The sequence below is a fragment of the Pseudomonas sp. GP01-A4 genome (assembly GCF_058780865.1).
Genome location: NZ_JBYSWF010000017.1, coordinates 65,031 through 82,995, shown reverse-complemented (window position 1 = coordinate 82,995; position 17,965 = coordinate 65,031). Strand labels below are relative to the sequence as shown.

Below are 17,965 nucleotides of genomic sequence, written 5' to 3'. Positions count from 1 at the left end.
ATGCAATTAAACGTAAATGACGCTCAAGCGATCGAAGTTTCCGAACTGACATTTGGCGGCGAATTCAACGAGACGCTGGTTCACCAAGCAGTCGTGGCCTACATGGCCGGCGGCCGTCAAGGTAGCAAGCAGCAAAAGACCCGTTCCGACGTTCGTGGTGGCGGTAAGCGCCCTTGGCGTCAGAAAGGTACTGGCCGCGCTCGTGCCGGTACTATCCGTAGCCCAATCTGGCGTGGCGGCGGTACCACTTTCGCAGCACGTCCACAGGATCACACCCAGAAGCTCAACAAGAAGATGTATCGCGCAGCACTGCGCTCCATCCTTGCTGAACTCGTGCGTACTGATCGTCTGGTCGTGGTTCAGGACTTCGCTGTTGAAGCGCCGAAAACCAAAGATCTGTTGAACAAGCTGAACGGCATGGGCCTGACTGACGTCCTGATCGTGTCTGAAGCTGTTGATCAGAACCTGTACCTGGCTGCTCGCAACCTGCCACACGTTGATGTACGTGACGTGCAAGGTTCCGATCCAGTTAGTCTGATCGCATACGACAAGGTGTTGATCACCGTGTCGGCCGTGAAGAAATTCGAGGAGCTGCTGGGATGAACCAGGAACGCGTATTTAAAGTTCTGCTTGGCCCGCACGTTTCCGAAAAGGCTACGGTTCTGGCTGACAAGAAAGGCCAGTTCGTTTTCAAAGTTGCAACTGACGCAACCAAGCTGGAAATCAAGAAGGCCGTCGAAAGCCTGTTCAGCGTGAAAGTAGAGCGTGTTACTACCCTGAATGTTCTGGGTAAGAGCAAGCGCACTGCTCGCGGTCTGGGCAAGCGTAATGACTGGAAGAAGGCAGTTATCTCCCTTCAGCCAGGCCAAGATCTCGATTTCAGCAGCAGTGCTGAGTAAGGAAGGGGTGCATCATGGCAATCGTTAAATGCAAACCGACTTCCCCTGGCCGCCGTTTTGTGGTCAAGGTGGTCAACCAGGAGCTGCATAAAGGCGCTCCTCACGCACCGCTGCTCGAGAAGAAGTCGAAGACTGGTGGTCGTAACAACAATGGTCGTATTACCACTCGTCACATCGGTGGTGGCCATAAGCAGCATTATCGTCTGGTCGACTTCCGTCGCAACGACAAAGATGGCATCGCTGCCACTGTCGAGCGTATCGAATACGATCCAAACCGTACTGCTCACATCGCTCTGCTGCTGTACGCAGATGGCGAGCGTCGCTACATCATCGCCCCTAAAGGCGTGAGTGCTGGTGACCAGCTGATCGCAGGTGCTTTGGCACCGATCAAGCCGGGCAACGCTCTGCAACTGCGCAACATTCCAGTTGGTAGCACCGTACACGGCATCGAATTGAAGCCGGGTAAAGGCGCGCAAATCGCTCGTTCCGCTGGTGCTTCGGCTCAGCTGATCGCTCGTGAAGGTGTCTACGTGACCCTGCGTCTGCGCTCTGGTGAAATGCGTAAAGTATTGGCTGAATGCCGTGCGACCCTGGGCGAAGTCTCGAACTCCGAGCACAGCCTGCGTTCGCTGGGTAAAGCTGGTGCCAAACGCTGGCGTGGCGTTCGCCCAACCGTTCGTGGTGTTGCCATGAACCCGGTTGACCACCCACACGGTGGTGGTGAAGGTCGTACCTCTGGTGGTCGTCATCCGGTATCGCCATGGGGCTTCCCGACTAAGGGCGCGAAGACTCGTGGTAATAAGCGTACCGACAAAATGATCGTCCGTCGTCGCAAGTAAATAGAGGGATACGACAGTGCCACGTTCTCTGAAAAAAGGTCCTTTTATTGATCTTCACCTACTGAAGAAGATCGAAGTGGCGGCGGAAAAGAACGATCGCAAACCGGTGAAAACCTGGTCGCGTCGTTCGATGATCCTGCCACAAATGGTCGGTCTGACCATTGCAGTGCATAACGGTCGTCAACATGTTCCAGTTCTCGTGAACGAAGACATGGTCGGCCACAAACTAGGCGAGTTTGCCGGTACCCGCACATATCGTGGGCACGTGGCAGACAAGAAAGCCAAGCGTTAAGGGGTAAGGAACGATGGAAGTAGCCGCTAAGTTGTCGGGCGCTCGAATCTCCGCCCAGAAAGCCCGCTTGGTCGCCGACCAGATCCGCGGGAAGAAGGTGGGCGAAGCGCTCAACCTGTTGGCTTTCAGCAGTAAGAAAGCCGCCGAGATCATCAAGAAAGTGCTGGAGTCGGCCGTAGCCAACGCCGAGCACAACGAAGGCGCAGACGTTGATGACCTGAAGGTCAGCACCGTTTTCGTCAACGAAGGGCGTTCGCTGAAGCGCATCATGCCTCGTGCCAAAGGCCGAGCTGATCGCATCGTCAAGCGGTCTTGCCATATCACTGTCAAGGTTGCTGACAAGTAACGGAGTCGAAGAGATGGGTCAGAAAGTACATCCCATTGGCATTCGCCTGGGAATCGTCAAGGAGCACACCTCCGTCTGGTACGCAGACGGTCGGACTTATGCGGACTACTTGTTCGCTGATCTGAAGGTGCGTGAGTATCTCCAAGACAAACTAAAAAGCGCGTCCGTGAGCCGTATCGATATCCATCGTCCTGCTCAAACTGCACGTATCACCATCCACACCGCTCGTCCAGGTATCGTTATCGGGAAGAAAGGTGAAGATGTTGAGAAACTGCGTCAGGACCTGACCAAGCAAATGGGTGTGCCTGTGCACATCAATATCGAAGAGATCCGCAAGCCGGAGCTCGACGGTATGCTGGTTGCGCAGAGCGTAGCTCAGCAGCTGGAGCGTCGCGTTATGTTCCGTCGCGCTATGAAGCGCGCAGTACAGAACGCCATGCGCATTGGTGCCAAAGGCATCAAAATCCAAGTGAGCGGTCGTCTCGGCGGTGCTGAAATCGCACGTACTGAATGGTATCGCGAAGGTCGTGTGCCACTGCACACCCTGCGTGCCGACATCGACTATGCCAACTACGAAGCTCACACCACCTACGGTGTGATCGGTGTAAAGGTTTGGATCTTCAAAGGCGAAGTAATTGGTGGTCGCCAAGAAGAACTGAAACCACAAGCACCAGCGCCTCGTAAAAAAGCTGCTAAGTAAGGGGTACGCCAAATGTTGCAACCAAAGCGTACGAAGTTCCGCAAGCAGATGACAGGCCACAACCGTGGTCTGGCTCAGCGCGGTAGCAAAGTCAGCTTCGGCGAATATGCGCTGAAGTCTGTAGCTCGTGGTCGTCTCACCGCTCGTCAGATCGAGTCAGCGCGTCGTGCACTGACCCGTCACGTTAAACGTGGCGGCAAGATCTGGATCCGTGTATTCCCGGACAAGCCTATCTCCAAAAAGCCCCTCGAAGTTCGGATGGGTAAAGGTAAGGGTAACGTGGAATATTGGGTTGCCCAGATTCAGCCAGGCAAAGTCCTGTATGAAATCGAGGGTGTTACTGAAGAGCTGGCGCGTGAGGCTTTCGCCCTGGCTGCTGCAAAGCTGCCGCTCGCCACCTCCTTTGTTAAACGGACGGTGATGTGATGAAAGCGAATGAACTTCGTGAAAAATCCGCACAGCAGCTGAACGAGCAACTGCTCGGCCTGCTGCGCGACCAGTTCAATCTGCGTATGCAGAAAGCAACTGGCCAGTTGGGGCAGTCTCATCTGCTCTCGCAAGTTAAGCGTGACATTGCTCGCGTGAAGACTGTGCTCAACCAGCAGGCAGGTAAGTGATCATGGCTGAAGCCGAAAAGACTGTCCGTACGCTGACTGGCCGTGTTGTCAGCGACAAGATGGACAAAACCATCACCGTTTTGATCGAGCGTCGCGTTAAGCACCCGATCTACGGTAAATACGTTAAGCGTTCGACTAAGCTGCACGCGCACGACGAAACCAACCAGTGCCACATCGGCGACAAAGTCACTATTCGTGAAACTCGTCCGTTGGCCAAGACCAAGTCTTGGGCCCTGGTTGATGTTCTCGAACGCGCTGTGGAAGTCTAAGGACTAGGGGTCGGAGAAATTATATGATTCAGACTCAATCCATGCTCGATGTGGCCGATAACAGCGGCGCACGCCGCGTTATGTGCATCAAGGTGCTGGGTGGCTCCCATCGTCGTTACGCTGGTATCGGTGACATCATCAAAGTTACCGTGAAGGAAGCAATTCCTCGCGGTAAAGTGAAAAAAGGCCAAGTGATGACTGCTGTTGTAGTCCGCACTCGTCACGGCGTACGCCGTGCAGATGGCTCCATTATCCGCTTTGATGGCAACGCTGCTGTTCTTCTGAACAACAAGCAAGAGCCGATCGGCACCCGTATCTTTGGGCCAGTGACCCGTGAACTTCGTACTGAGAAGTTCATGAAGATCGTCTCGCTCGCCCCAGAAGTGCTGTAAGGAGATCCGACATGCAAAAGATTCGTCGTGACGACGAGATCATCGTGATCGCCGGCAAAGACAAAGGTAAGCGCGGTAAGGTGCTGAAGGTTCTTGCTGATGACCGTCTGGTCGTTGGTGGTCTGAACCTGGTCAAGCGTCATACCAAGCCTAACCCGATGTCGGGCGTACAAGGCGGTATCGTCGAGAAAGAAGCGCCACTGCACGCTTCTAACGTCGCCATCTTCAACGGCGAAACCAACAAGGCTGACCGCGTTGGTTTCAAAGTAGAAGACGGTAAGAAAATTCGTGTCTTCAAGTCGACCCAAAAAGCGGTTGATGCTTGAACACTGCTAGGTAGAAGACCATGGCACGACTAAAAGAGATTTACCGGAAGGAAATCGCACCGAAACTTAAGGAAGAACTTAAGCTTTCGAACGTGATGGAAGTTCCGCGCGTTACCAAAATCACCCTGAACATGGGTCTGGGCGAAGCGATCGGCGACAAAAAAGTCATCGAGCACGCTGTTGCTGACCTGGAAAAGATCACCGGCCAAAAAGTCGTTGTGACCTACGCTCGTAAATCCATCGCTGGCTTTAAAGTCCGTGAAGGATGGCCGATCGGCGTCAAAGTGACTCTGCGCCGTGAGCGTATGTACGAATTCCTGGATCGTCTGCTGTCGATCTCCCTGCCTCGGGTCCGCGACTTCCGCGGCCTGAATGCCAAGTCCTTCGATGGTCGTGGTAACTACAGCATGGGCGTTAAAGAGCAGATCATCTTCCCGGAAATCGACTACGACAAGATCGATGCTCTCCGCGGTCTGGACATCACCCTGACCACCACTGCCAAGAACGATGATGAAGGCCGCGCTCTGCTGCGTGCGTTCAAATTCCCGTTCCGCAACTGATTGGAGTAGGACCATGGCCAAGATGAGCATGAAAAACCGCGAGCTGAAGCGTCAGCTCACGGTTGCCAAGTACGCCAAGAAGCGTGCAGCACTGAAAGCAATCATCGTTGATCTGAACGCAAGTCCAGAAGCGCGTTGGGAAGCTACAGTTGCTCTGCAGAAGCAGCCACGTGACGCAAGCGCTTCGCGCATGCGTAACCGCTGCCGCCTGACCGGTCGTCCACACGGCGTTTACCGCAAGTTCGGCCTTGGCCGTAACAAACTGCGTGAAGCGGCAATGCGTGGTGACGTACCAGGTCTGGTTAAAGCCAGCTGGTAAGTACGTTCGAAGTCTCGGTGGCCAGGATCGCAAGATACTGACCGCCGGTGGCCTAGAATCTGGAACAAGCCCCTTTTGGGGCTTGTTTCATTTCCGGAGTGTGTCTAAAATACGCGGCTCGCCTGAGCCCGTGTGTTTTGTGCTCGGAGATTCTCGGCGACACGTAATGGCCGCAAGGCTAATTTTTTTGTATTAGGAGCGTCTAGCCATGAGTATGCAGGACCCGTTAGCGGACATGCTAACTCGTATCCGTAATGCCCAGATGGCTGAAAAGTCCGTCGTAAGCATGCCATCTTCCACGTTGAAGGTTGCTGTTGCCAAAGTCCTGAAAGACGAAGGCTACATTGCGGGTTATCAGATCAGCAGCGAAATCAAACCACTGCTGTCCATCGAGCTGAAGTACTTCGAAGGCCGTCCGGTCATCGAAGAAGTGAAGCGCGTTAGCCGTCCAGGCCTGCGTCAGTACAAGTCCGTTGATGATCTGCCAAAAGTTCGTGGCGGTCTCGGTGTGTCTATCGTCTCCACCAACAAAGGTGTGATGACGGATCGTGCTGCGCGCGCTGCCGGTGTCGGCGGCGAAGTTCTTTGCACTGTGTTCTAAGGGGGGATAAGCATGTCACGCGTCGCTAAGAACCCCGTTAAGCTGCCAGCCGGTGTCGAAGTAAAATTCGCAGGCCAACAGCTTTCGGTGAAGGGTGCCAAGGGCACTCTGGAACTGAACATCCATTCGTCCGTTGAGATCGTTGAAGAAGCTGGTGAGCTGCGTTTCGCTGCTCGCAATGGCGATCAACAAACTCGCGCAATGGCCGGTACCACTCGTGCGTTGGTAAACAACATGGTCCAAGGCGTAAGCCAAGGCTTCGAGCGCAAGCTCCAGCTGGTCGGTGTTGGTTACAAAGCGCAAGCAAAAGGCACGGTTCTGAACCTGGCCCTTGGCTTCTCGCACCCAGTGGATTACGAACTGCCGGAAGGCATCACCGCTGAGACCCCTAGCCAAACCGATATCCTGATCAAGGGTATTGATAAGCAGCTGGTAGGTCAGGTGGCCGCTGAGATCCGCGACTTCCGTCCACCAGAGCCGTACAAAGGCAAAGGTGTGCGCTACGCGGACGAAGTCGTCCGTCGTAAAGAAGCCAAGAAGAAGTAGGGCATAGCAAATGACCGACAAAAAAGTTACTCGACTGCGTCGCGCTCGCAAAGCACGCCTGAAAATGCACGAACTCGAAGTCGTGCGTCTCTGCGTGTTCCGCTCGTCGCAGCACATCTACGCCCAGGTCATCTCGGCCGACGGCAACAAAGTCCTGGCAAGCGCCTCGACTTTGGATAAAGAACTGCGTGATGGTGCCACTGGCAACATCGACGCGGCCACTAAGGTTGGCCAGCTGGTCGCTACGCGTGCTAAGGCCGCCGGCGTCTCGCAAGTGGCTTTCGACCGCTCTGGCTTCAAGTACCACGGCCGCGTGAAAGCGCTGGCTGATGCTGCTCGTGAAGCTGGGCTGGAGTTCTAAGTTATGTCAAATAACGACCAAAAGCGCGACGAAGGCTACATTGAGAAGCTGGTTCAAGTTAACCGCGTAGCCAAAACCGTTAAAGGCGGCCGTATCTTCACTTTCACCGCGTTGACCGTGGTAGGTGATGGTAAAGGGCGCGTTGGCTTCGGCCGTGGCAAGTCACGTGAAGTGCCTGCTGCGATCCAGAAGGCAATGGAAGCTGCTCGTCGCAACATGATCCAAGTTGATCTGAACGGCACTACTCTGCAGTACGCAATGAAGTCCGCTCACGGCGCTTCGAAGGTGTACATGCAGCCTGCCTCTGAAGGTACCGGTATCATCGCTGGCGGCGCTATGCGTGCTGTCCTCGAAGTTGCTGGCGTTCAGAACGTTCTGGCCAAGTGCTACGGCTCGACTAACCCGGTGAACGTGGTTCACGCCACTTTCAAGGGTTTGAAAGCAATGCAGTCTCCTGAATCCATTGCCGCCAAGCGTGGCAAAAGCGTCAAGGAGATCTTCTGATCATGGCTACCGTTAAAGTAACGCTGATCAAAAGCATGACCGGCCGCATCCCTAACCACAAATTGTGCGTTAAGGGTTTGGGTCTGCGTCGCATCGGTCACACTGTAGAAGTACTTGATACTCCCGAGAATCGCGGGATGATCAACAAGGCTTACTACATGCTGCGTGTCGAGGGTTAATTCGATGAAACTCAATGATCTGAGTCCAGCGCCGGGTTCCCGTCGCGAAAAGCATCGTCCGGGCCGTGGTATCGGTAGTGGTTTGGGCAAGACCGGTGGCCGTGGCCACAAAGGTCAGTCCTCCCGCTCCGGTGGCACCATCGCTCCAGGCTTTGAGGGCGGTCAACAGCCGCTGCATCGTCGCCTGCCGAAGTTCGGTTTCGTTTCCCTGAAAGCCATGGACCGCGCAGAAGTGCGTCTGTCCGAGCTGGCCAAAGTGGAGGGCGACATCGTTACCGTGCAGACCCTGAAAGATGCCAACGTGATCAACGTCAACGTACAGCGTGTGAAAATCATGCTGTCCGGTGAAGTGACTCGCGCTGTCACTATCGGCAAGGGAATCGGCGCCACCAAAGGTGCGCGTTCGGCTATCGAAGCAGCTGGCGGCAAGTTCGAGGAATAAATGGCTAAGCAAGGTGCTCTCTCAGCGCTCGGCAAAGGCGGTATGTCTGAACTTTGGGCTCGTCTGCGTTTTCTGTTCCTGGCGATTATCGTCTACCGAATAGGCGCACACATCCCGGTTCCAGGTATCAACCCGGACCGACTCGCAGACCTGTTTCGACAGAATGAGGGGACCATTCTTAGCTTGTTCAACATGTTTTCCGGCGGCGCGCTGGAACGGATGAGTATCTTTGCACTGGGGATCATGCCGTACATCTCGGCATCGATCATCATGCAACTGATGACCGCCGTCAGTCCGCAGTTGGAGCAGTTGAAGAAGGAAGGTGAAGCTGGCCGTCGCAAGATAAGCCAGTACACCCGCTACGGCACTGTCATCCTCGCCCTGGTCCAGGCTATCGGCATGTCCGTTGGCCTGGCCGGGCAGGGTGTTGCGTTCACTGGTGACTTTGGCTTCCATTTCGTCGCGGTATCCACATTTGTGGCTGGTGCGATGTTCATGATGTGGCTGGGTGAGCAGATTACTGAGCGTGGTGTTGGTAACGGTATCTCGATGTTGATTTTCGCAGGTATCGTTGCCGGTCTTCCGAGAGCGATTGGGCAGTCTTTCGAGTCTGCACGTCAGGGTGATATCAATATCTTCGCCCTGGTTGCCATCGGTTTGTTGGCAGTAGCGATTATCGGTTTTGTGGTGTTCATTGAGCGTGGCCAGCGTCGTATTGCTGTTCACTACGCCAAGCGTCAGCAGGGCCGCAAGGTCTTTGCCGCGCAGACCAGCCACCTGCCGCTGAAAGTGAACATGGCTGGGGTTATTCCTGCCATTTTCGCGAGCAGCATTTTGCTGTTTCCGGCTTCGTTGGGTGCCTGGTTCGGTCAGTCTGAAGGTATGGGCTGGTTGCAGGACATCTCGCAGTCGATCGCTCCTGGTCAGCCGTTGAATATTCTGCTGTTTAGTGCAGGGATTATTTTCTTCTGCTTCTTCTATACGGCGTTGATGTTCAATCCGAAAGACGTAGCGGAAAACCTGAAGAAGTCCGGTGCCTTTATTCCGGGTATTCGTCCAGGTGAGCAGTCTGCGCGCTACATTGATGGCGTTCTGACTCGCTTGACCATGTTCGGTGCTCTATATATGACGGCCGTCTGCCTGTTGCCCCAGTTCCTGGTGGTTGCAGCAAACGTTCCGTTCTACCTTGGCGGGACCTCGTTGCTGATCGTCGTCGTGGTTGTGATGGACTTCATGTCCCAAGTACAATCGCACCTCGTTTCGCACCAGTACGAATCCCTGATGAAGAAAGCCAACCTGAAGGGTTACGGCAGCGGCATGTTGCGCTGAGTACCCATAAGGTTCGAGGAGTTGGTGATGAAAGTTCGTGCATCGGTGAAAAAGCTGTGCCGTAACTGCAAGATTATTCGCCGCGAAGGTGTTGTTCGAGTAATTTGCAGCGCGGAACCGCGTCACAAACAGCGCCAAGGCTGAGTGTGATCCGCTTGAAGCCCGGCAGCTAGTGCGCTGCCGGGTTGATTATTTGTTATTACAGCGATATTATCTCGCGCCCTATTTCTTGGCTTCCGGGGCGTAGGTAGCTGTCAATTGGAGTCCCACTGAATGGCCCGTATTGCAGGCGTTAACATTCCAGATAACAAGCACACTGTTATCTCGCTGACCTACATCTATGGTGTTGGTCGCACTACTGCGCAGAAAATTTGCGCAGATACTGGGGTAAACCCAGCCGCAAAGATCAAGGATCTGAGCGACGAGCAGATTGAGCTGTTGCGTGGCGAAGTGGCGAAGTTCACCACTGAAGGTGACCTGCGTCGCGAAATCAACATGAAAATCAAGCGTTTGATGGACCTCGGTTGCTACCGTGGTCTGCGTCATCGTCGTGGTCTTCCAGTACGCGGTCAGCGTACCAAGACTAACGCGCGTACCCGTAAAGGTCCGCGTAAGCCGATCCGCAAGTAATCGCCCACGCGAATCGACAGGAAATTAATCATGGCAAAACCTGCTGCTCGTCCTCGTAAAAAAGTTAAAAAGACAGTGGTTGATGGCATCGCCCACATCCATGCATCTTTTAACAACACAATCGTGACCATCACCGACCGTCAAGGTAACGCGCTTTCTTGGGCTACCTCCGGTGGTTCGGGTTTCCGCGGTTCCCGCAAGTCCACCCCGTTTGCTGCTCAAGTAGCTGCTGAACGTGCTGGTCAAGCTGCGCTGGAATATGGCCTGAAAAACCTCGACGTCAACGTCAAAGGTCCAGGTCCAGGTCGTGAGTCTGCTGTCCGTGCATTGAACGGCTGTGGCTATAAGATCGCCAGCATCACCGACGTGACGCCAATCCCGCACAACGGGTGCCGTCCGCCGAAGAAGCGCCGCGTGTAATCCAGGAGATTGTAAAGAATGGCTCGTTACATTGGTCCAAAATGCAAACTCGCTCGTCGTGAAGGCACCGATCTCTTTCTGAAGAGCGGCGTGCGCGCGATCGAATCGAAGTGCAACATTGAAGTAGCACCTGGTATCCACGGCCAACGCCGCGGTCGCCAGTCCGACTACGGCACCCAACTGCGTGAAAAGCAGAAGGTCCGTCGTATCTACGGCGTTCTCGAGCGTCAGTTCAGCGGCTACTACAAAGAAGCTGCTGGCAAGAAAGGTGCAACCGGTGAAAACCTGCTGCAACTGCTCGAATGCCGTCTGGACAACGTTGTATACCGTATGGGCTTTGGTTCGACTCGTGCCGAATCCCGTCAGCTGGTATCGCACAAATCCGTCAGCGTAAACGGCCAAACCGTTAACGTCCCGTCGTACCAGGTTCGTGCTGGTGACGTGGTCGCGATTCGCGAGAAAGCAAAAAATCAACTTCGCATTGTCCAAGCTCTCGATCTGTGTGCCCAACGTGGCCGCGTAGAATGGGTAGAAGTAGACACTGAGAAGAAGTCGGGCGTTTTCAAGAACGTTCCTGCTCGCAGTGATCTGTCCGCCGACATCAACGAAAGCCTGATTGTCGAGCTCTACTCCAAGTAAGGGCTAGAAAATAGGTGCATCCATGCAGATTTCGGTAAATGAGTTCCTGACACCCCGTCACATTGATGTGCAGGTTGTCAGTCCAACCCGCGCCAAGATCACTCTCGAGCCTCTCGAGCGTGGTTTTGGCCACACCCTGGGCAACGCGCTGCGCCGCATCCTGTTGTCCTCAATGCCCGGCTGTGCAGTAGTCGAGGCCGAGATTGACGGTGTGCTCCACGAGTACAGCGCCATCGAAGGTGTACAGGAAGACGTAATTGAAATCCTGTTGAACCTTAAAGGTCTGGCTATCAAGCTGCACGGCCGTGACGAAGTTACGCTGACCTTGTCGAAGAAGGGTTCGGGGGTGGTTACCGCTGCCGATATTCAGCTGGATCATGATGTCGAGATCGTTAATCCCGATCACGTAATCGCTAACCTGGCGTCTAACGGCGCCCTGAACATGAAGCTCACCGTAGCTCGTGGTCGTGGTTATGAACCGGCCGACTCGCGTCAGAGCGATGAAGACGAAAGCCGCAGCATTGGTCGCTTGCAGCTCGACTCTTCGTTCAGCCCGGTTCGCCGTATCGCATACGTGGTGGAAAACGCCCGTGTCGAACAGCGTACTAACCTGGACAAGCTGGTTATTGATCTGGAAACCAACGGTACTCTGGATCCTGAAGAGGCTATCCGCCGCGCTGCAACCATTCTGCAACAGCAGTTGGCTGCGTTCGTCGACCTCAAGGGTGACAGCGAACCAGTGGTAATCGAGCAGGAAGACGAGATCGATCCGATCCTGCTTCGCCCGGTTGACGATCTGGAACTGACTGTACGTTCGGCTAACTGCCTTAAGGCGGAAAACATTTACTACATCGGTGATCTGATTCAGCGCACCGAAGTAGAACTGTTGAAGACTCCGAACCTGGGCAAGAAATCCTTGACTGAAATCAAGGACGTTCTGGCCTCCCGCGGTCTGTCCCTCGGCATGCGCCTCGACAACTGGCCGCCTGCAAGTCTTAAGAAGGACGACAAGGCGACTGCCTGATCGTCGTAATCACCGAACGTGAGTTTGGTAAGGAATGAACCATGCGTCATCGTAAAAGTGGTCGTCACCTGAGCCGTACCAGCTCGCACCGTAAGGCTATGTTCCAGAACATGGCGGTGTCGCTGTTCGAGCACGAGCTGATCAAAACTACACTGCCGAAAGCTAAAGAACTGCGTCGCGTTGCTGAGCCGCTGATTACTTTGGCCAAGACAGACAGCCTGGCTAACCGCCGTCTGGCTTTCGACCGTACTCGTTCGAAAGCTATCGTTGGTAAGCTCTTCAACGACCTGGGCAAGCGTTACGCTACCCGTGAGGGTGGCTACCTGCGCATCCTCAAGTGCGGTTTCCGCGCTGGTGACAACGCGCCTATGGCGTACGTTGAGCTGATCGATCGTCCAGTTGGCGGTGAAGCTGTATCCGCTGAGTAAGACGTCAGTCTGTAACGAAGAACCGGGCCTAGTGCCCGGTTTTTTGTGCGCGTTAAAAACTGGAATTACCTCGAGCGAATACACGTTCAGCCCGTGCAGCTACTTCTGATATCCGTTCGGATGGATCGTTAGTTAATTTCTATCGGTGGGTATGATTTAATAAATTTGATGGTGTCATCTTCCTGATCAATAATCGCTCCAAGCCGATTAGCCGGCAGTTCCAAGACTGACCTGAGGAAGATTGAGCATGAGCCAGAATAAAACCCTTACTACCGCCAGCGGCGCACCTGTCGCGGATAACCAGAATTCCCGTTCCGCCGGCCCACGCGGCCCGCTGCTGCTCGACGACTTTCACCTGATCGAGAAGCTCGCTCACTTCAACCGTGAAAACATTCCTGAGCGTCGTGTACACGCCAAAGGCTCGGGCGCTTACGGTACCTTCACCGTCACTCAAGACATCACGCAGTACACCAGCGCCAAGCTCTTCGATTCTGTGGGCAAGCAAACTCCGACTTTCCTGCGCTTCTCCACGGTGGGTGGCGAGCGTGGTTCGGCTGATACTGAGCGCGACCCGCGTGGTTTCGCGTTGAAGTTCTACACCGAAGAAGGCAACTGGGACATCGTTGGTAACAACACCCCGGTGTTCTTCATCCGCGACCCGCTGAAGTTTCCCGACTTTATCCACACCCAAAAGCGCCTGCCGCAAAGCAACCTGAAAAGTGCACAGATGATGTGGGACTTCTGGTCGCACTCCCCTGAGGCGCTGCACCAGGTCACCATCCTGTTTTCGGACCGTGGCATCCCGGACGGCTACCGTCACATGCACGGCTTCGGCAGTCACACCTACAGCTTGATTAACGCCAAAGGCGAGCGCCACTGGGTGAAGTGGCACTACAAGACCAAGCAAGGTATCAAGAACCTGGCGCCGGCTGACGCTGCACGCCTGGCCGGTACCGACCCTGATTACGCTCAGCGCGATCTGTTCGGTGCTATTGAGCGTGGTGACTTCCCGAAATGGCGCGTGTGCATTCAGATCATGACTGAGGCCCAGGCCAACGCTCACTACGAAAACCCGTTCGACGTGACCAAGACCTGGTCGCAGAAAGAGTTCCCGCTGATCGAAGTGGGTGAGCTGGAACTGAACCGCAACCCGCTGAACTACTTCGCTGAAGTTGAACAGGCGGCTTTCGGTCCAAGCAACATGGTCCCGGGTGTTGGCCTGTCGCCAGACCGCATGCTGCAAGGGCGCGTGTTCGCTTACGCCGATGCCCATCGCTACCGCGTAGGTACCAATCACCAGCAACTGCCGGTGAATGCGCCACGCAGCCCGGTCAACAGCTACCAGCGTGATGGTTCGATGGCATTCGGCTCCAATGGTGGTGCGGCCCCCAATTACGAGCCAAACAGCTACGCCGATGCGCCGAAGCAGGCTCCTCAGTACGCCGAGCCAGCCTTGGCCCTGAGCGGTGCGGCTGATCGTTACGATCACCGCGAAGATACCGACTACTACAGCCATGCCGGTGCGCTGTTCCGCCTGATGAACGATGAGCAGAAAGCCCTGCTGATCAACAATATCGCCGGCGCAATGGCGGGTGTTTCCAGCGACGTGGTGCAGCGCCAGTTGCAGTACTTCTTCAAGGCCGACCCGGCTTATGGAGAAGGGATCGCATCTGCACTGGGTGTATCGCTTAACTGACTCTAAACGATAAGCAGAACCGCCCTCATTTGGGCGGTTTTTGCGTTATTTAAGCTACTTTTCACCGGAAATCTTCACTTTTCTGCCGTTGGTCCCGTGACCTCCGGGTCATCATGGTTCAAACTACAGACTTTCAAGCAGGGAGATGTAGGGCGATGCAAGGTCACCCCGACGTAATCGATTACCTCAACACGTTGCTGACGGGCGAACTGGCAGCTCGTGACCAATATTTCATTCACTCGCGGATGTACGAAGACTGGGGCTTTACCGAGCTCTACGAGCGTATCAACCATGAAATGGAAGAAGAGGCACAGCACGCCGACGCACTGATGCGCCGTATCCTGATGCTCGAAGGCACGCCCCGTATGCGTCCCGACGACCTGGATACCGGCACCACGGTGCCTGAGATGCTCGCCAGCGACTTGCGCCTTGAGTACAAGGTCCGTGCCGCGCTCTGCAAGGGCATTGAGCTCTGCGAGCAGCACAACGACTACGTCACGCGGGAAATCCTGCGGGTGCAGTTGAATGACACCGAAGAGGATCACACCTACTGGCTGGAAAAGCAGTTGGGCCTGATCAAGCTGATTGGCCTGGAGAATTACCTGCAATCGCAGTTCTGATTCCTCCAGCTACTAAAAAGCCCCTGTCACTTACACGGTGACAGGGGCTTTTTCGTGGGGCTGAACAATCAGTCCTTGTCGCGAGCCAGCAGAGGCTTGAGGTAGAAGCCGGTGTGAGACTGCTTCATCTCCGAGACTTGCTCCGGTGTGCCGACCGCAATGATCTGCCCACCTTTGGAACCGCCTTCCGGCCCCAGGTCCACCAGCCAGTCGGCGGTCTTGATCACATCCAGATTGTGCTCGATCACTACCACCGTGTTGCCGTGGTCACGCAGGCGATGCAGCACATCCAGCAATTGCTGAATATCCGCGAAGTGCAGGCCTGTGGTCGGCTCGTCGAGGATGTACAGCGTCTTGCCGGTATCACGCTTGGACAGCTCGCGAGACAGCTTGACCCGCTGGGCCTCGCCACCCGACAGCGTCGTCGCCGACTGACCCAGCTTGATGTACGACAGGCCAACATCCATCAGTGTCTGCAGCTTGCGCGCCAGGGCCGGTACCGCGTCGAAGAACACCCGCGCTTCCTCGATCGTCATCTCGAGGGTTTCGTGAATGCTCTTGCCCTTGTACTTGATCTCCAGGGTTTCGCGGTTGTAGCGCTTGCTCTTGCACACGTCGCACGGCACGTAGATGTCCGGCAGGAAGTGCATCTCCACCTTGATCAAGCCATCGCCCTGGCACGCTTCGCAGCGGCCGCCCTTGACGTTGAACGAGAACCGGCCAGGCCCGTAGCCACGGGAGCGCGATTCCGGCACGCCGGCGAACAGCTCGCGAATCGGCGTGAACAGCCCGGTGTAGGTCGCCGGGTTGGAGCGCGGTGTGCGGCCAATCGGGCTTTGGTCGATATCGACCACCTTGTCCAGGTGTTCCAGGCCCTTGATGCTGTCGTGAGCGGCGGCTTCCAGGGTGGTCGCGCCGTTCAGTGCAGTGGCACTCAACGGGAACAGCGTGTTGTTGATCAGCGTTGATTTGCCCGAACCGGATACACCGGTCACACAGGTCAGCAGGCCCAGCGGGATCTCCAGGTCGACATTGCGCAGGTTGTTGCCACGCGCGCCCTTGAGGTGCAGTGCCATCTTCTTGTTGCGCGGGGTGCGTTTGGCCGGCACGGCGATCTTCACGCGACCCGACAGGTACTTACCGGTCAGCGAGTCAGGATGCGCCATCACTTCAGCCGGCGTGCCCTCGGCGACAATATGCCCACCGTGAACACCCGCTCCCGGGCCGATATCGACCACATAATCGGCCAGGCGAATCGCGTCTTCATCGTGCTCGACCACGATCACCGTATTGCCGATGTCCCGCAGGTGCTTCAGCGTGCCCAGCAAGCGGTCGTTGTCCCGTTGATGCAATCCAATCGACGGTTCATCGAGGATGTACAACACGCCCACCAGGCCGGCACCGATCTGGCTGGCCAAGCGAATCCGCTGGGCTTCACCGCCGGAAAGCGTGTCGGCACTGCGGTCCAGCGACAGGTAGTCCAGGCCCACGTTGACCAGGAACTGCAGCCGTTCACGAATCTCCTTGAGGATCTTGTCGGCAATTTCCCCGCGGCGGCCCGTCAGTTTCAGCGTGCCGAAGTATTCGCAGGCATCGCCAATCGGCAGGTTGGTCACTGCCGGCAGGGTCTTCTCGCCAACCCACACATGCCGTGCCTCACGGCGCAGGCGTGTGCCACGGCAATCCGGGCAAGGCTGGGTGCTGAGGAACTTGGCCAGTTCCTCGCGCACGCTGGCGGACTCCGTCTCGCGGTAGCGCCGCTCCAGGTTCGGCACGATGCCTTCGAACGGGTGCGAGCGTTTGACGATATCGCCACGGTCGTTCAAATACTTGAAGTCGACGTTCTGTGAACCGCTGCCATGCAGGATGAATTTCTGCTGTTCGGCCGGCAGTTCGTTGAACGGCACTTCCAGGCTGAACTTGTAGTGCGAAGCCAACGAACCCAGCATCTGGAAGTAATAGACGTTACGCCTGTCCCAGCCACGTATCGCACCCTCCGCCAGTGTGAGGTCACCGTTGACCAGGCGCTTGATGTCGAAGAATTGCTTAACCCCCAGGCCATCACAGGTCGGGCAAGCGCCGGCCGGGTTGTTGAAGGAAAACAGCTTCGGTTCCAGCTCGCTGATGGCATGGCCGCAGATCGGGCAGGCGAAGCGCGCGGAGAAGATGATTTCTTCCCCGGGTTCGTCGTCCATCGGCGCCACCAGGGCAATGCCGTCTGCCAGCTTCAGCGCGGTCTCGAAAGACTCCGCCAGGCGCTGCTGCAAATCGGCACGCACCTTGAAACGGTCGACGACCACATCAATCGAGTGCTTCTTCTGTTTATCCAGCTTCGGCGCTTCGTCCAGCTCGTAGAGCTTGCCGTTGATGCGGGCACGCACGAAACCCTGGGCACGCAGTTCTTCAAAGACCGAAAGGTGTTCACCCTTGCGCTCGCGAATCACCGGTGCCAGCAGCATCAGCTTGGCGCCTTCCGGCTGGGCCAGCACCAGGTCGACCATCTGGCTGACGGTCTGGGCTTCCAGGGGAATGTCGTGGTCCGGGCAGCGGGGAATACCGACGCGGGCATACAGCAGACGCAGGTAGTCGTAGATCTCGGTGATGGTGCCCACGGTGGAACGCGGGTTGTGGGAGGTGGATTTCTGTTCGATGGAAATCGCAGGCGACAGGCCTTCAATGGTGTCGACGTCGGGCTTTTCCATCATCGACAGGAATTGGCGGGCATAGGCCGACAGGGATTCCACGTAGCGGCGCTGGCCTTCGGCGTACAGCGTGTCAAACGCCAGGGACGACTTGCCGGACCCGGACAAGCCGGTGATGACGATCAGTTTGTCCCGTGGCAGGGTCAGGTCGATGTTCTTCAGGTTGTGGGTTCGAGCCCCACGAATCAGGATCTTGTCCAAGATGGCCTCGCACGGCGGGCGTAAATAATGCAGGAGTATACGGCTAAAGACTGGATGAATATACACTGTCAAAGTGCCGGGTGC

General features: G+C 55.9%; 29 protein-coding genes. 28 read left to right on the top strand and 1 reads right to left on the bottom strand.

Going from position 1 to position 17,965, the window contains the following annotated elements:
- The 28 genes from rplD (at position 1) to bfr (ending at position 14,978) form a co-directional block, all read left to right on the top strand.
- Positions 1-603 carry a 50S ribosomal protein L4 gene (gene rplD / locus AC3WKX_RS12840; protein ID WP_003210082.1) on the top strand — a complete coding sequence of 201 codons (603 nt, stop codon included), beginning with the start codon at positions 1-3 and terminating at the stop codon, positions 601-603.
- Positions 600-899, top strand: coding sequence for a 50S ribosomal protein L23 (gene rplW / locus AC3WKX_RS12835; RefSeq protein WP_002555488.1), 300 nt, complete (start codon positions 600-602; stop codon positions 897-899). Before rplD ends, rplW begins: the two co-directional genes overlap by 4 nt.
- A 14-nt stretch (positions 900-913) precedes the next feature.
- The gene (rplB, locus tag AC3WKX_RS12830; RefSeq protein WP_003210080.1) at positions 914-1,738 is read left to right on the top strand and encodes a 50S ribosomal protein L2; all 825 of its coding nucleotides are present in this window, start codon (positions 914-916) and stop codon (positions 1,736-1,738) included.
- A 16-nt stretch (positions 1,739-1,754) separates the two neighbouring features.
- Positions 1,755-2,030, top strand: a complete 276-nt coding sequence (rpsS, locus tag AC3WKX_RS12825; protein WP_002555486.1) for a 30S ribosomal protein S19 — start codon at positions 1,755-1,757, stop codon at positions 2,028-2,030.
- A gap of 13 nt (positions 2,031-2,043) precedes the next feature.
- Positions 2,044-2,376 carry a 50S ribosomal protein L22 gene (rplV, locus tag AC3WKX_RS12820; protein WP_003210077.1) on the top strand — a complete coding sequence of 111 codons (333 nt, stop codon included), beginning with the start codon at positions 2,044-2,046 and terminating at the stop codon, positions 2,374-2,376.
- A 13-nt stretch (positions 2,377-2,389) separates the two neighbouring features.
- Positions 2,390-3,076, top strand: coding sequence for a 30S ribosomal protein S3 (rpsC, locus tag AC3WKX_RS12815; protein ID WP_003176422.1), 687 nt, complete (start codon positions 2,390-2,392; stop codon positions 3,074-3,076).
- 12 nt (positions 3,077-3,088) lie between these two features.
- Positions 3,089-3,502, top strand: a complete 414-nt coding sequence (rplP, locus tag AC3WKX_RS12810; RefSeq protein ID WP_003210075.1) for a 50S ribosomal protein L16 — start codon at positions 3,089-3,091, stop codon at positions 3,500-3,502.
- Positions 3,502-3,693 carry a 50S ribosomal protein L29 gene (gene rpmC, locus AC3WKX_RS12805; protein WP_002555481.1) on the top strand — a complete coding sequence of 64 codons (192 nt, stop codon included), beginning with the start codon at positions 3,502-3,504 and terminating at the stop codon, positions 3,691-3,693. Before rplP ends, rpmC begins: the two co-directional genes overlap by 1 nt.
- Before the next feature lie 2 nt (positions 3,694-3,695).
- On the top strand, positions 3,696-3,962 hold the full coding sequence (gene rpsQ, locus AC3WKX_RS12800; RefSeq protein ID WP_003176419.1) for a 30S ribosomal protein S17: 267 nt from the start codon (positions 3,696-3,698) through the stop codon (positions 3,960-3,962).
- A 23-nt stretch (positions 3,963-3,985) separates the two neighbouring features.
- Positions 3,986-4,354 (top strand): 50S ribosomal protein L14, encoded by a 369-nt coding sequence (gene rplN / locus AC3WKX_RS12795; protein ID WP_002555479.1) that lies wholly within the window; start codon positions 3,986-3,988, stop codon positions 4,352-4,354.
- Between the two features lie 11 nt (positions 4,355-4,365).
- Positions 4,366-4,680, top strand: a complete 315-nt coding sequence (rplX, locus tag AC3WKX_RS12790; protein WP_007896770.1) for a 50S ribosomal protein L24 — start codon at positions 4,366-4,368, stop codon at positions 4,678-4,680.
- A gap of 20 nt (positions 4,681-4,700) precedes the next feature.
- Positions 4,701-5,240 carry a 50S ribosomal protein L5 gene (gene rplE / locus AC3WKX_RS12785; RefSeq protein ID WP_003210069.1) on the top strand — a complete coding sequence of 180 codons (540 nt, stop codon included), beginning with the start codon at positions 4,701-4,703 and terminating at the stop codon, positions 5,238-5,240.
- A 13-nt stretch (positions 5,241-5,253) separates the two neighbouring features.
- On the top strand, positions 5,254-5,559 hold the full coding sequence (rpsN, locus tag AC3WKX_RS12780; protein ID WP_003176414.1) for a 30S ribosomal protein S14: 306 nt from the start codon (positions 5,254-5,256) through the stop codon (positions 5,557-5,559).
- A gap of 208 nt (positions 5,560-5,767) precedes the next feature.
- Positions 5,768-6,160, top strand: coding sequence for a 30S ribosomal protein S8 (rpsH, locus tag AC3WKX_RS12775; RefSeq protein ID WP_003186040.1), 393 nt, complete (start codon positions 5,768-5,770; stop codon positions 6,158-6,160).
- A 12-nt stretch (positions 6,161-6,172) separates the two neighbouring features.
- Positions 6,173-6,706 (top strand): 50S ribosomal protein L6, encoded by a 534-nt coding sequence (rplF, locus tag AC3WKX_RS12770; RefSeq protein ID WP_003176412.1) that lies wholly within the window; start codon positions 6,173-6,175, stop codon positions 6,704-6,706.
- Positions 6,707-6,716: 10 nt separating this feature from the next.
- Positions 6,717-7,067 carry a 50S ribosomal protein L18 gene (gene rplR / locus AC3WKX_RS12765; protein WP_003186037.1) on the top strand — a complete coding sequence of 117 codons (351 nt, stop codon included), beginning with the start codon at positions 6,717-6,719 and terminating at the stop codon, positions 7,065-7,067.
- A 3-nt stretch (positions 7,068-7,070) separates the two neighbouring features.
- Entirely contained in the window at positions 7,071-7,571 is a 501-nt protein-coding gene (gene rpsE / locus AC3WKX_RS12760) for a 30S ribosomal protein S5 (protein ID WP_003186035.1), read from the top strand.
- 2 nt (positions 7,572-7,573) lie between these two features.
- The gene (gene rpmD / locus AC3WKX_RS12755) at positions 7,574-7,750 is read left to right on the top strand and encodes a 50S ribosomal protein L30 (RefSeq protein ID WP_003186033.1); all 177 of its coding nucleotides are present in this window, start codon (positions 7,574-7,576) and stop codon (positions 7,748-7,750) included.
- Positions 7,751-7,754: 4 nt separating this feature from the next.
- Positions 7,755-8,192, top strand: a complete 438-nt coding sequence (gene rplO, locus AC3WKX_RS12750) for a 50S ribosomal protein L15 (protein WP_003210066.1) — start codon at positions 7,755-7,757, stop codon at positions 8,190-8,192.
- A complete protein-coding gene (gene secY / locus AC3WKX_RS12745; protein ID WP_003210064.1) occupies positions 8,193-9,521 on the top strand; it encodes a preprotein translocase subunit SecY in 1,329 nt (442 codons plus the stop codon).
- A gap of 27 nt (positions 9,522-9,548) precedes the next feature.
- Complete coding sequence (gene rpmJ, locus AC3WKX_RS12740; protein WP_002555468.1) at positions 9,549-9,665, top strand: 50S ribosomal protein L36; 117 nt, start codon at positions 9,549-9,551, stop codon at positions 9,663-9,665.
- Between the two features lie 129 nt (positions 9,666-9,794).
- Positions 9,795-10,151: a 30S ribosomal protein S13 gene (rpsM, locus tag AC3WKX_RS12735; protein ID WP_003210063.1), complete on the top strand. Its 357-nt coding sequence runs from the start codon at positions 9,795-9,797 to the stop codon at positions 10,149-10,151.
- Between the two features lie 30 nt (positions 10,152-10,181).
- Entirely contained in the window at positions 10,182-10,571 is a 390-nt protein-coding gene (gene rpsK, locus AC3WKX_RS12730; protein ID WP_002555466.1) for a 30S ribosomal protein S11, read from the top strand.
- 18 nt (positions 10,572-10,589) lie between these two features.
- Positions 10,590-11,210 carry a 30S ribosomal protein S4 gene (gene rpsD / locus AC3WKX_RS12725; protein WP_102605432.1) on the top strand — a complete coding sequence of 207 codons (621 nt, stop codon included), beginning with the start codon at positions 10,590-10,592 and terminating at the stop codon, positions 11,208-11,210.
- 22 nt (positions 11,211-11,232) lie between these two features.
- Positions 11,233-12,234 carry a DNA-directed RNA polymerase subunit alpha gene (locus tag AC3WKX_RS12720; protein WP_003176403.1) on the top strand — a complete coding sequence of 334 codons (1,002 nt, stop codon included), beginning with the start codon at positions 11,233-11,235 and terminating at the stop codon, positions 12,232-12,234.
- A 41-nt stretch (positions 12,235-12,275) separates the two neighbouring features.
- Positions 12,276-12,662, top strand: coding sequence for a 50S ribosomal protein L17 (gene rplQ / locus AC3WKX_RS12715; RefSeq protein WP_003210053.1), 387 nt, complete (start codon positions 12,276-12,278; stop codon positions 12,660-12,662).
- Positions 12,663-12,909: 247 nt separating this feature from the next.
- A complete protein-coding gene (locus AC3WKX_RS12710; RefSeq protein ID WP_008436430.1) occupies positions 12,910-14,358 on the top strand; it encodes a catalase in 1,449 nt (482 codons plus the stop codon).
- Between the two features lie 155 nt (positions 14,359-14,513).
- The gene (bfr, locus tag AC3WKX_RS12705; protein WP_003210048.1) at positions 14,514-14,978 is read left to right on the top strand and encodes a bacterioferritin; all 465 of its coding nucleotides are present in this window, start codon (positions 14,514-14,516) and stop codon (positions 14,976-14,978) included.
- 68 nt (positions 14,979-15,046) lie between these two features.
- Here bfr and uvrA read toward each other — a convergent pair whose 3' ends face one another.
- Positions 15,047-17,881 (bottom strand): excinuclease ABC subunit UvrA, encoded by a 2,835-nt coding sequence (gene uvrA / locus AC3WKX_RS12700; RefSeq protein WP_003210046.1) that lies wholly within the window; start codon positions 17,879-17,881, stop codon positions 15,047-15,049.
- Between the last annotated feature and the right edge of the window lie 84 nt (positions 17,882-17,965).

Bases quoted from the DNA above. Each gene is read 5' to 3' on its own strand.
- rpsM (WP_003210063.1), top strand. From the start codon at position 9,795: ATGGCCCGTATTGCAGGCGTTAACATTCCAGATAACAAGCACACTGTT.
- rplE (WP_003210069.1), top strand. From the start codon at position 4,701: ATGGCACGACTAAAAGAGATTTACCGGAAGGAAATCGCACCGAAACTT.
- rplO (WP_003210066.1), top strand. From the start codon at position 7,755: ATGAAACTCAATGATCTGAGTCCAGCGCCGGGTTCCCGTCGCGAAAAG.
- rplP (WP_003210075.1), top strand. From the start codon at position 3,089: ATGTTGCAACCAAAGCGTACGAAGTTCCGCAAGCAGATGACAGGCCAC.
- rplB (WP_003210080.1), top strand. From the start codon at position 914: ATGGCAATCGTTAAATGCAAACCGACTTCCCCTGGCCGCCGTTTTGTG.
- rpsC (WP_003176422.1), top strand. From the start codon at position 2,390: ATGGGTCAGAAAGTACATCCCATTGGCATTCGCCTGGGAATCGTCAAG.
- rpsE (WP_003186035.1), top strand. From the start codon at position 7,071: ATGTCAAATAACGACCAAAAGCGCGACGAAGGCTACATTGAGAAGCTG.
- bfr (WP_003210048.1), top strand. From the start codon at position 14,514: ATGCAAGGTCACCCCGACGTAATCGATTACCTCAACACGTTGCTGACG.
- rplN (WP_002555479.1), top strand. From the start codon at position 3,986: ATGATTCAGACTCAATCCATGCTCGATGTGGCCGATAACAGCGGCGCA.
- rpsH (WP_003186040.1), top strand. From the start codon at position 5,768: ATGAGTATGCAGGACCCGTTAGCGGACATGCTAACTCGTATCCGTAAT.
- rpsD (WP_102605432.1), top strand. From the start codon at position 10,590: ATGGCTCGTTACATTGGTCCAAAATGCAAACTCGCTCGTCGTGAAGGC.
- AC3WKX_RS12710 (WP_008436430.1), top strand. From the start codon at position 12,910: ATGAGCCAGAATAAAACCCTTACTACCGCCAGCGGCGCACCTGTCGCG.
- rpsN (WP_003176414.1), top strand. From the start codon at position 5,254: ATGGCCAAGATGAGCATGAAAAACCGCGAGCTGAAGCGTCAGCTCACG.
- rpmC (WP_002555481.1), top strand. From the start codon at position 3,502: ATGAAAGCGAATGAACTTCGTGAAAAATCCGCACAGCAGCTGAACGAG.
- AC3WKX_RS12720 (WP_003176403.1), top strand. From the start codon at position 11,233: ATGCAGATTTCGGTAAATGAGTTCCTGACACCCCGTCACATTGATGTG.
- rplX (WP_007896770.1), top strand. From the start codon at position 4,366: ATGCAAAAGATTCGTCGTGACGACGAGATCATCGTGATCGCCGGCAAA.
- rplV (WP_003210077.1), top strand. From the start codon at position 2,044: ATGGAAGTAGCCGCTAAGTTGTCGGGCGCTCGAATCTCCGCCCAGAAA.
- secY (WP_003210064.1), top strand. From the start codon at position 8,193: ATGGCTAAGCAAGGTGCTCTCTCAGCGCTCGGCAAAGGCGGTATGTCT.
- rplR (WP_003186037.1), top strand. From the start codon at position 6,717: ATGACCGACAAAAAAGTTACTCGACTGCGTCGCGCTCGCAAAGCACGC.
- rpmJ (WP_002555468.1), top strand. From the start codon at position 9,549: ATGAAAGTTCGTGCATCGGTGAAAAAGCTGTGCCGTAACTGCAAGATT.
- rpsQ (WP_003176419.1), top strand. From the start codon at position 3,696: ATGGCTGAAGCCGAAAAGACTGTCCGTACGCTGACTGGCCGTGTTGTC.
- rpsK (WP_002555466.1), top strand. From the start codon at position 10,182: ATGGCAAAACCTGCTGCTCGTCCTCGTAAAAAAGTTAAAAAGACAGTG.
- rpmD (WP_003186033.1), top strand. From the start codon at position 7,574: ATGGCTACCGTTAAAGTAACGCTGATCAAAAGCATGACCGGCCGCATC.
- rplD (WP_003210082.1), top strand. From the start codon at position 1: ATGCAATTAAACGTAAATGACGCTCAAGCGATCGAAGTTTCCGAACTG.
- rplF (WP_003176412.1), top strand. From the start codon at position 6,173: ATGTCACGCGTCGCTAAGAACCCCGTTAAGCTGCCAGCCGGTGTCGAA.
- rplQ (WP_003210053.1), top strand. From the start codon at position 12,276: ATGCGTCATCGTAAAAGTGGTCGTCACCTGAGCCGTACCAGCTCGCAC.
- rplW (WP_002555488.1), top strand. From the start codon at position 600: ATGAACCAGGAACGCGTATTTAAAGTTCTGCTTGGCCCGCACGTTTCC.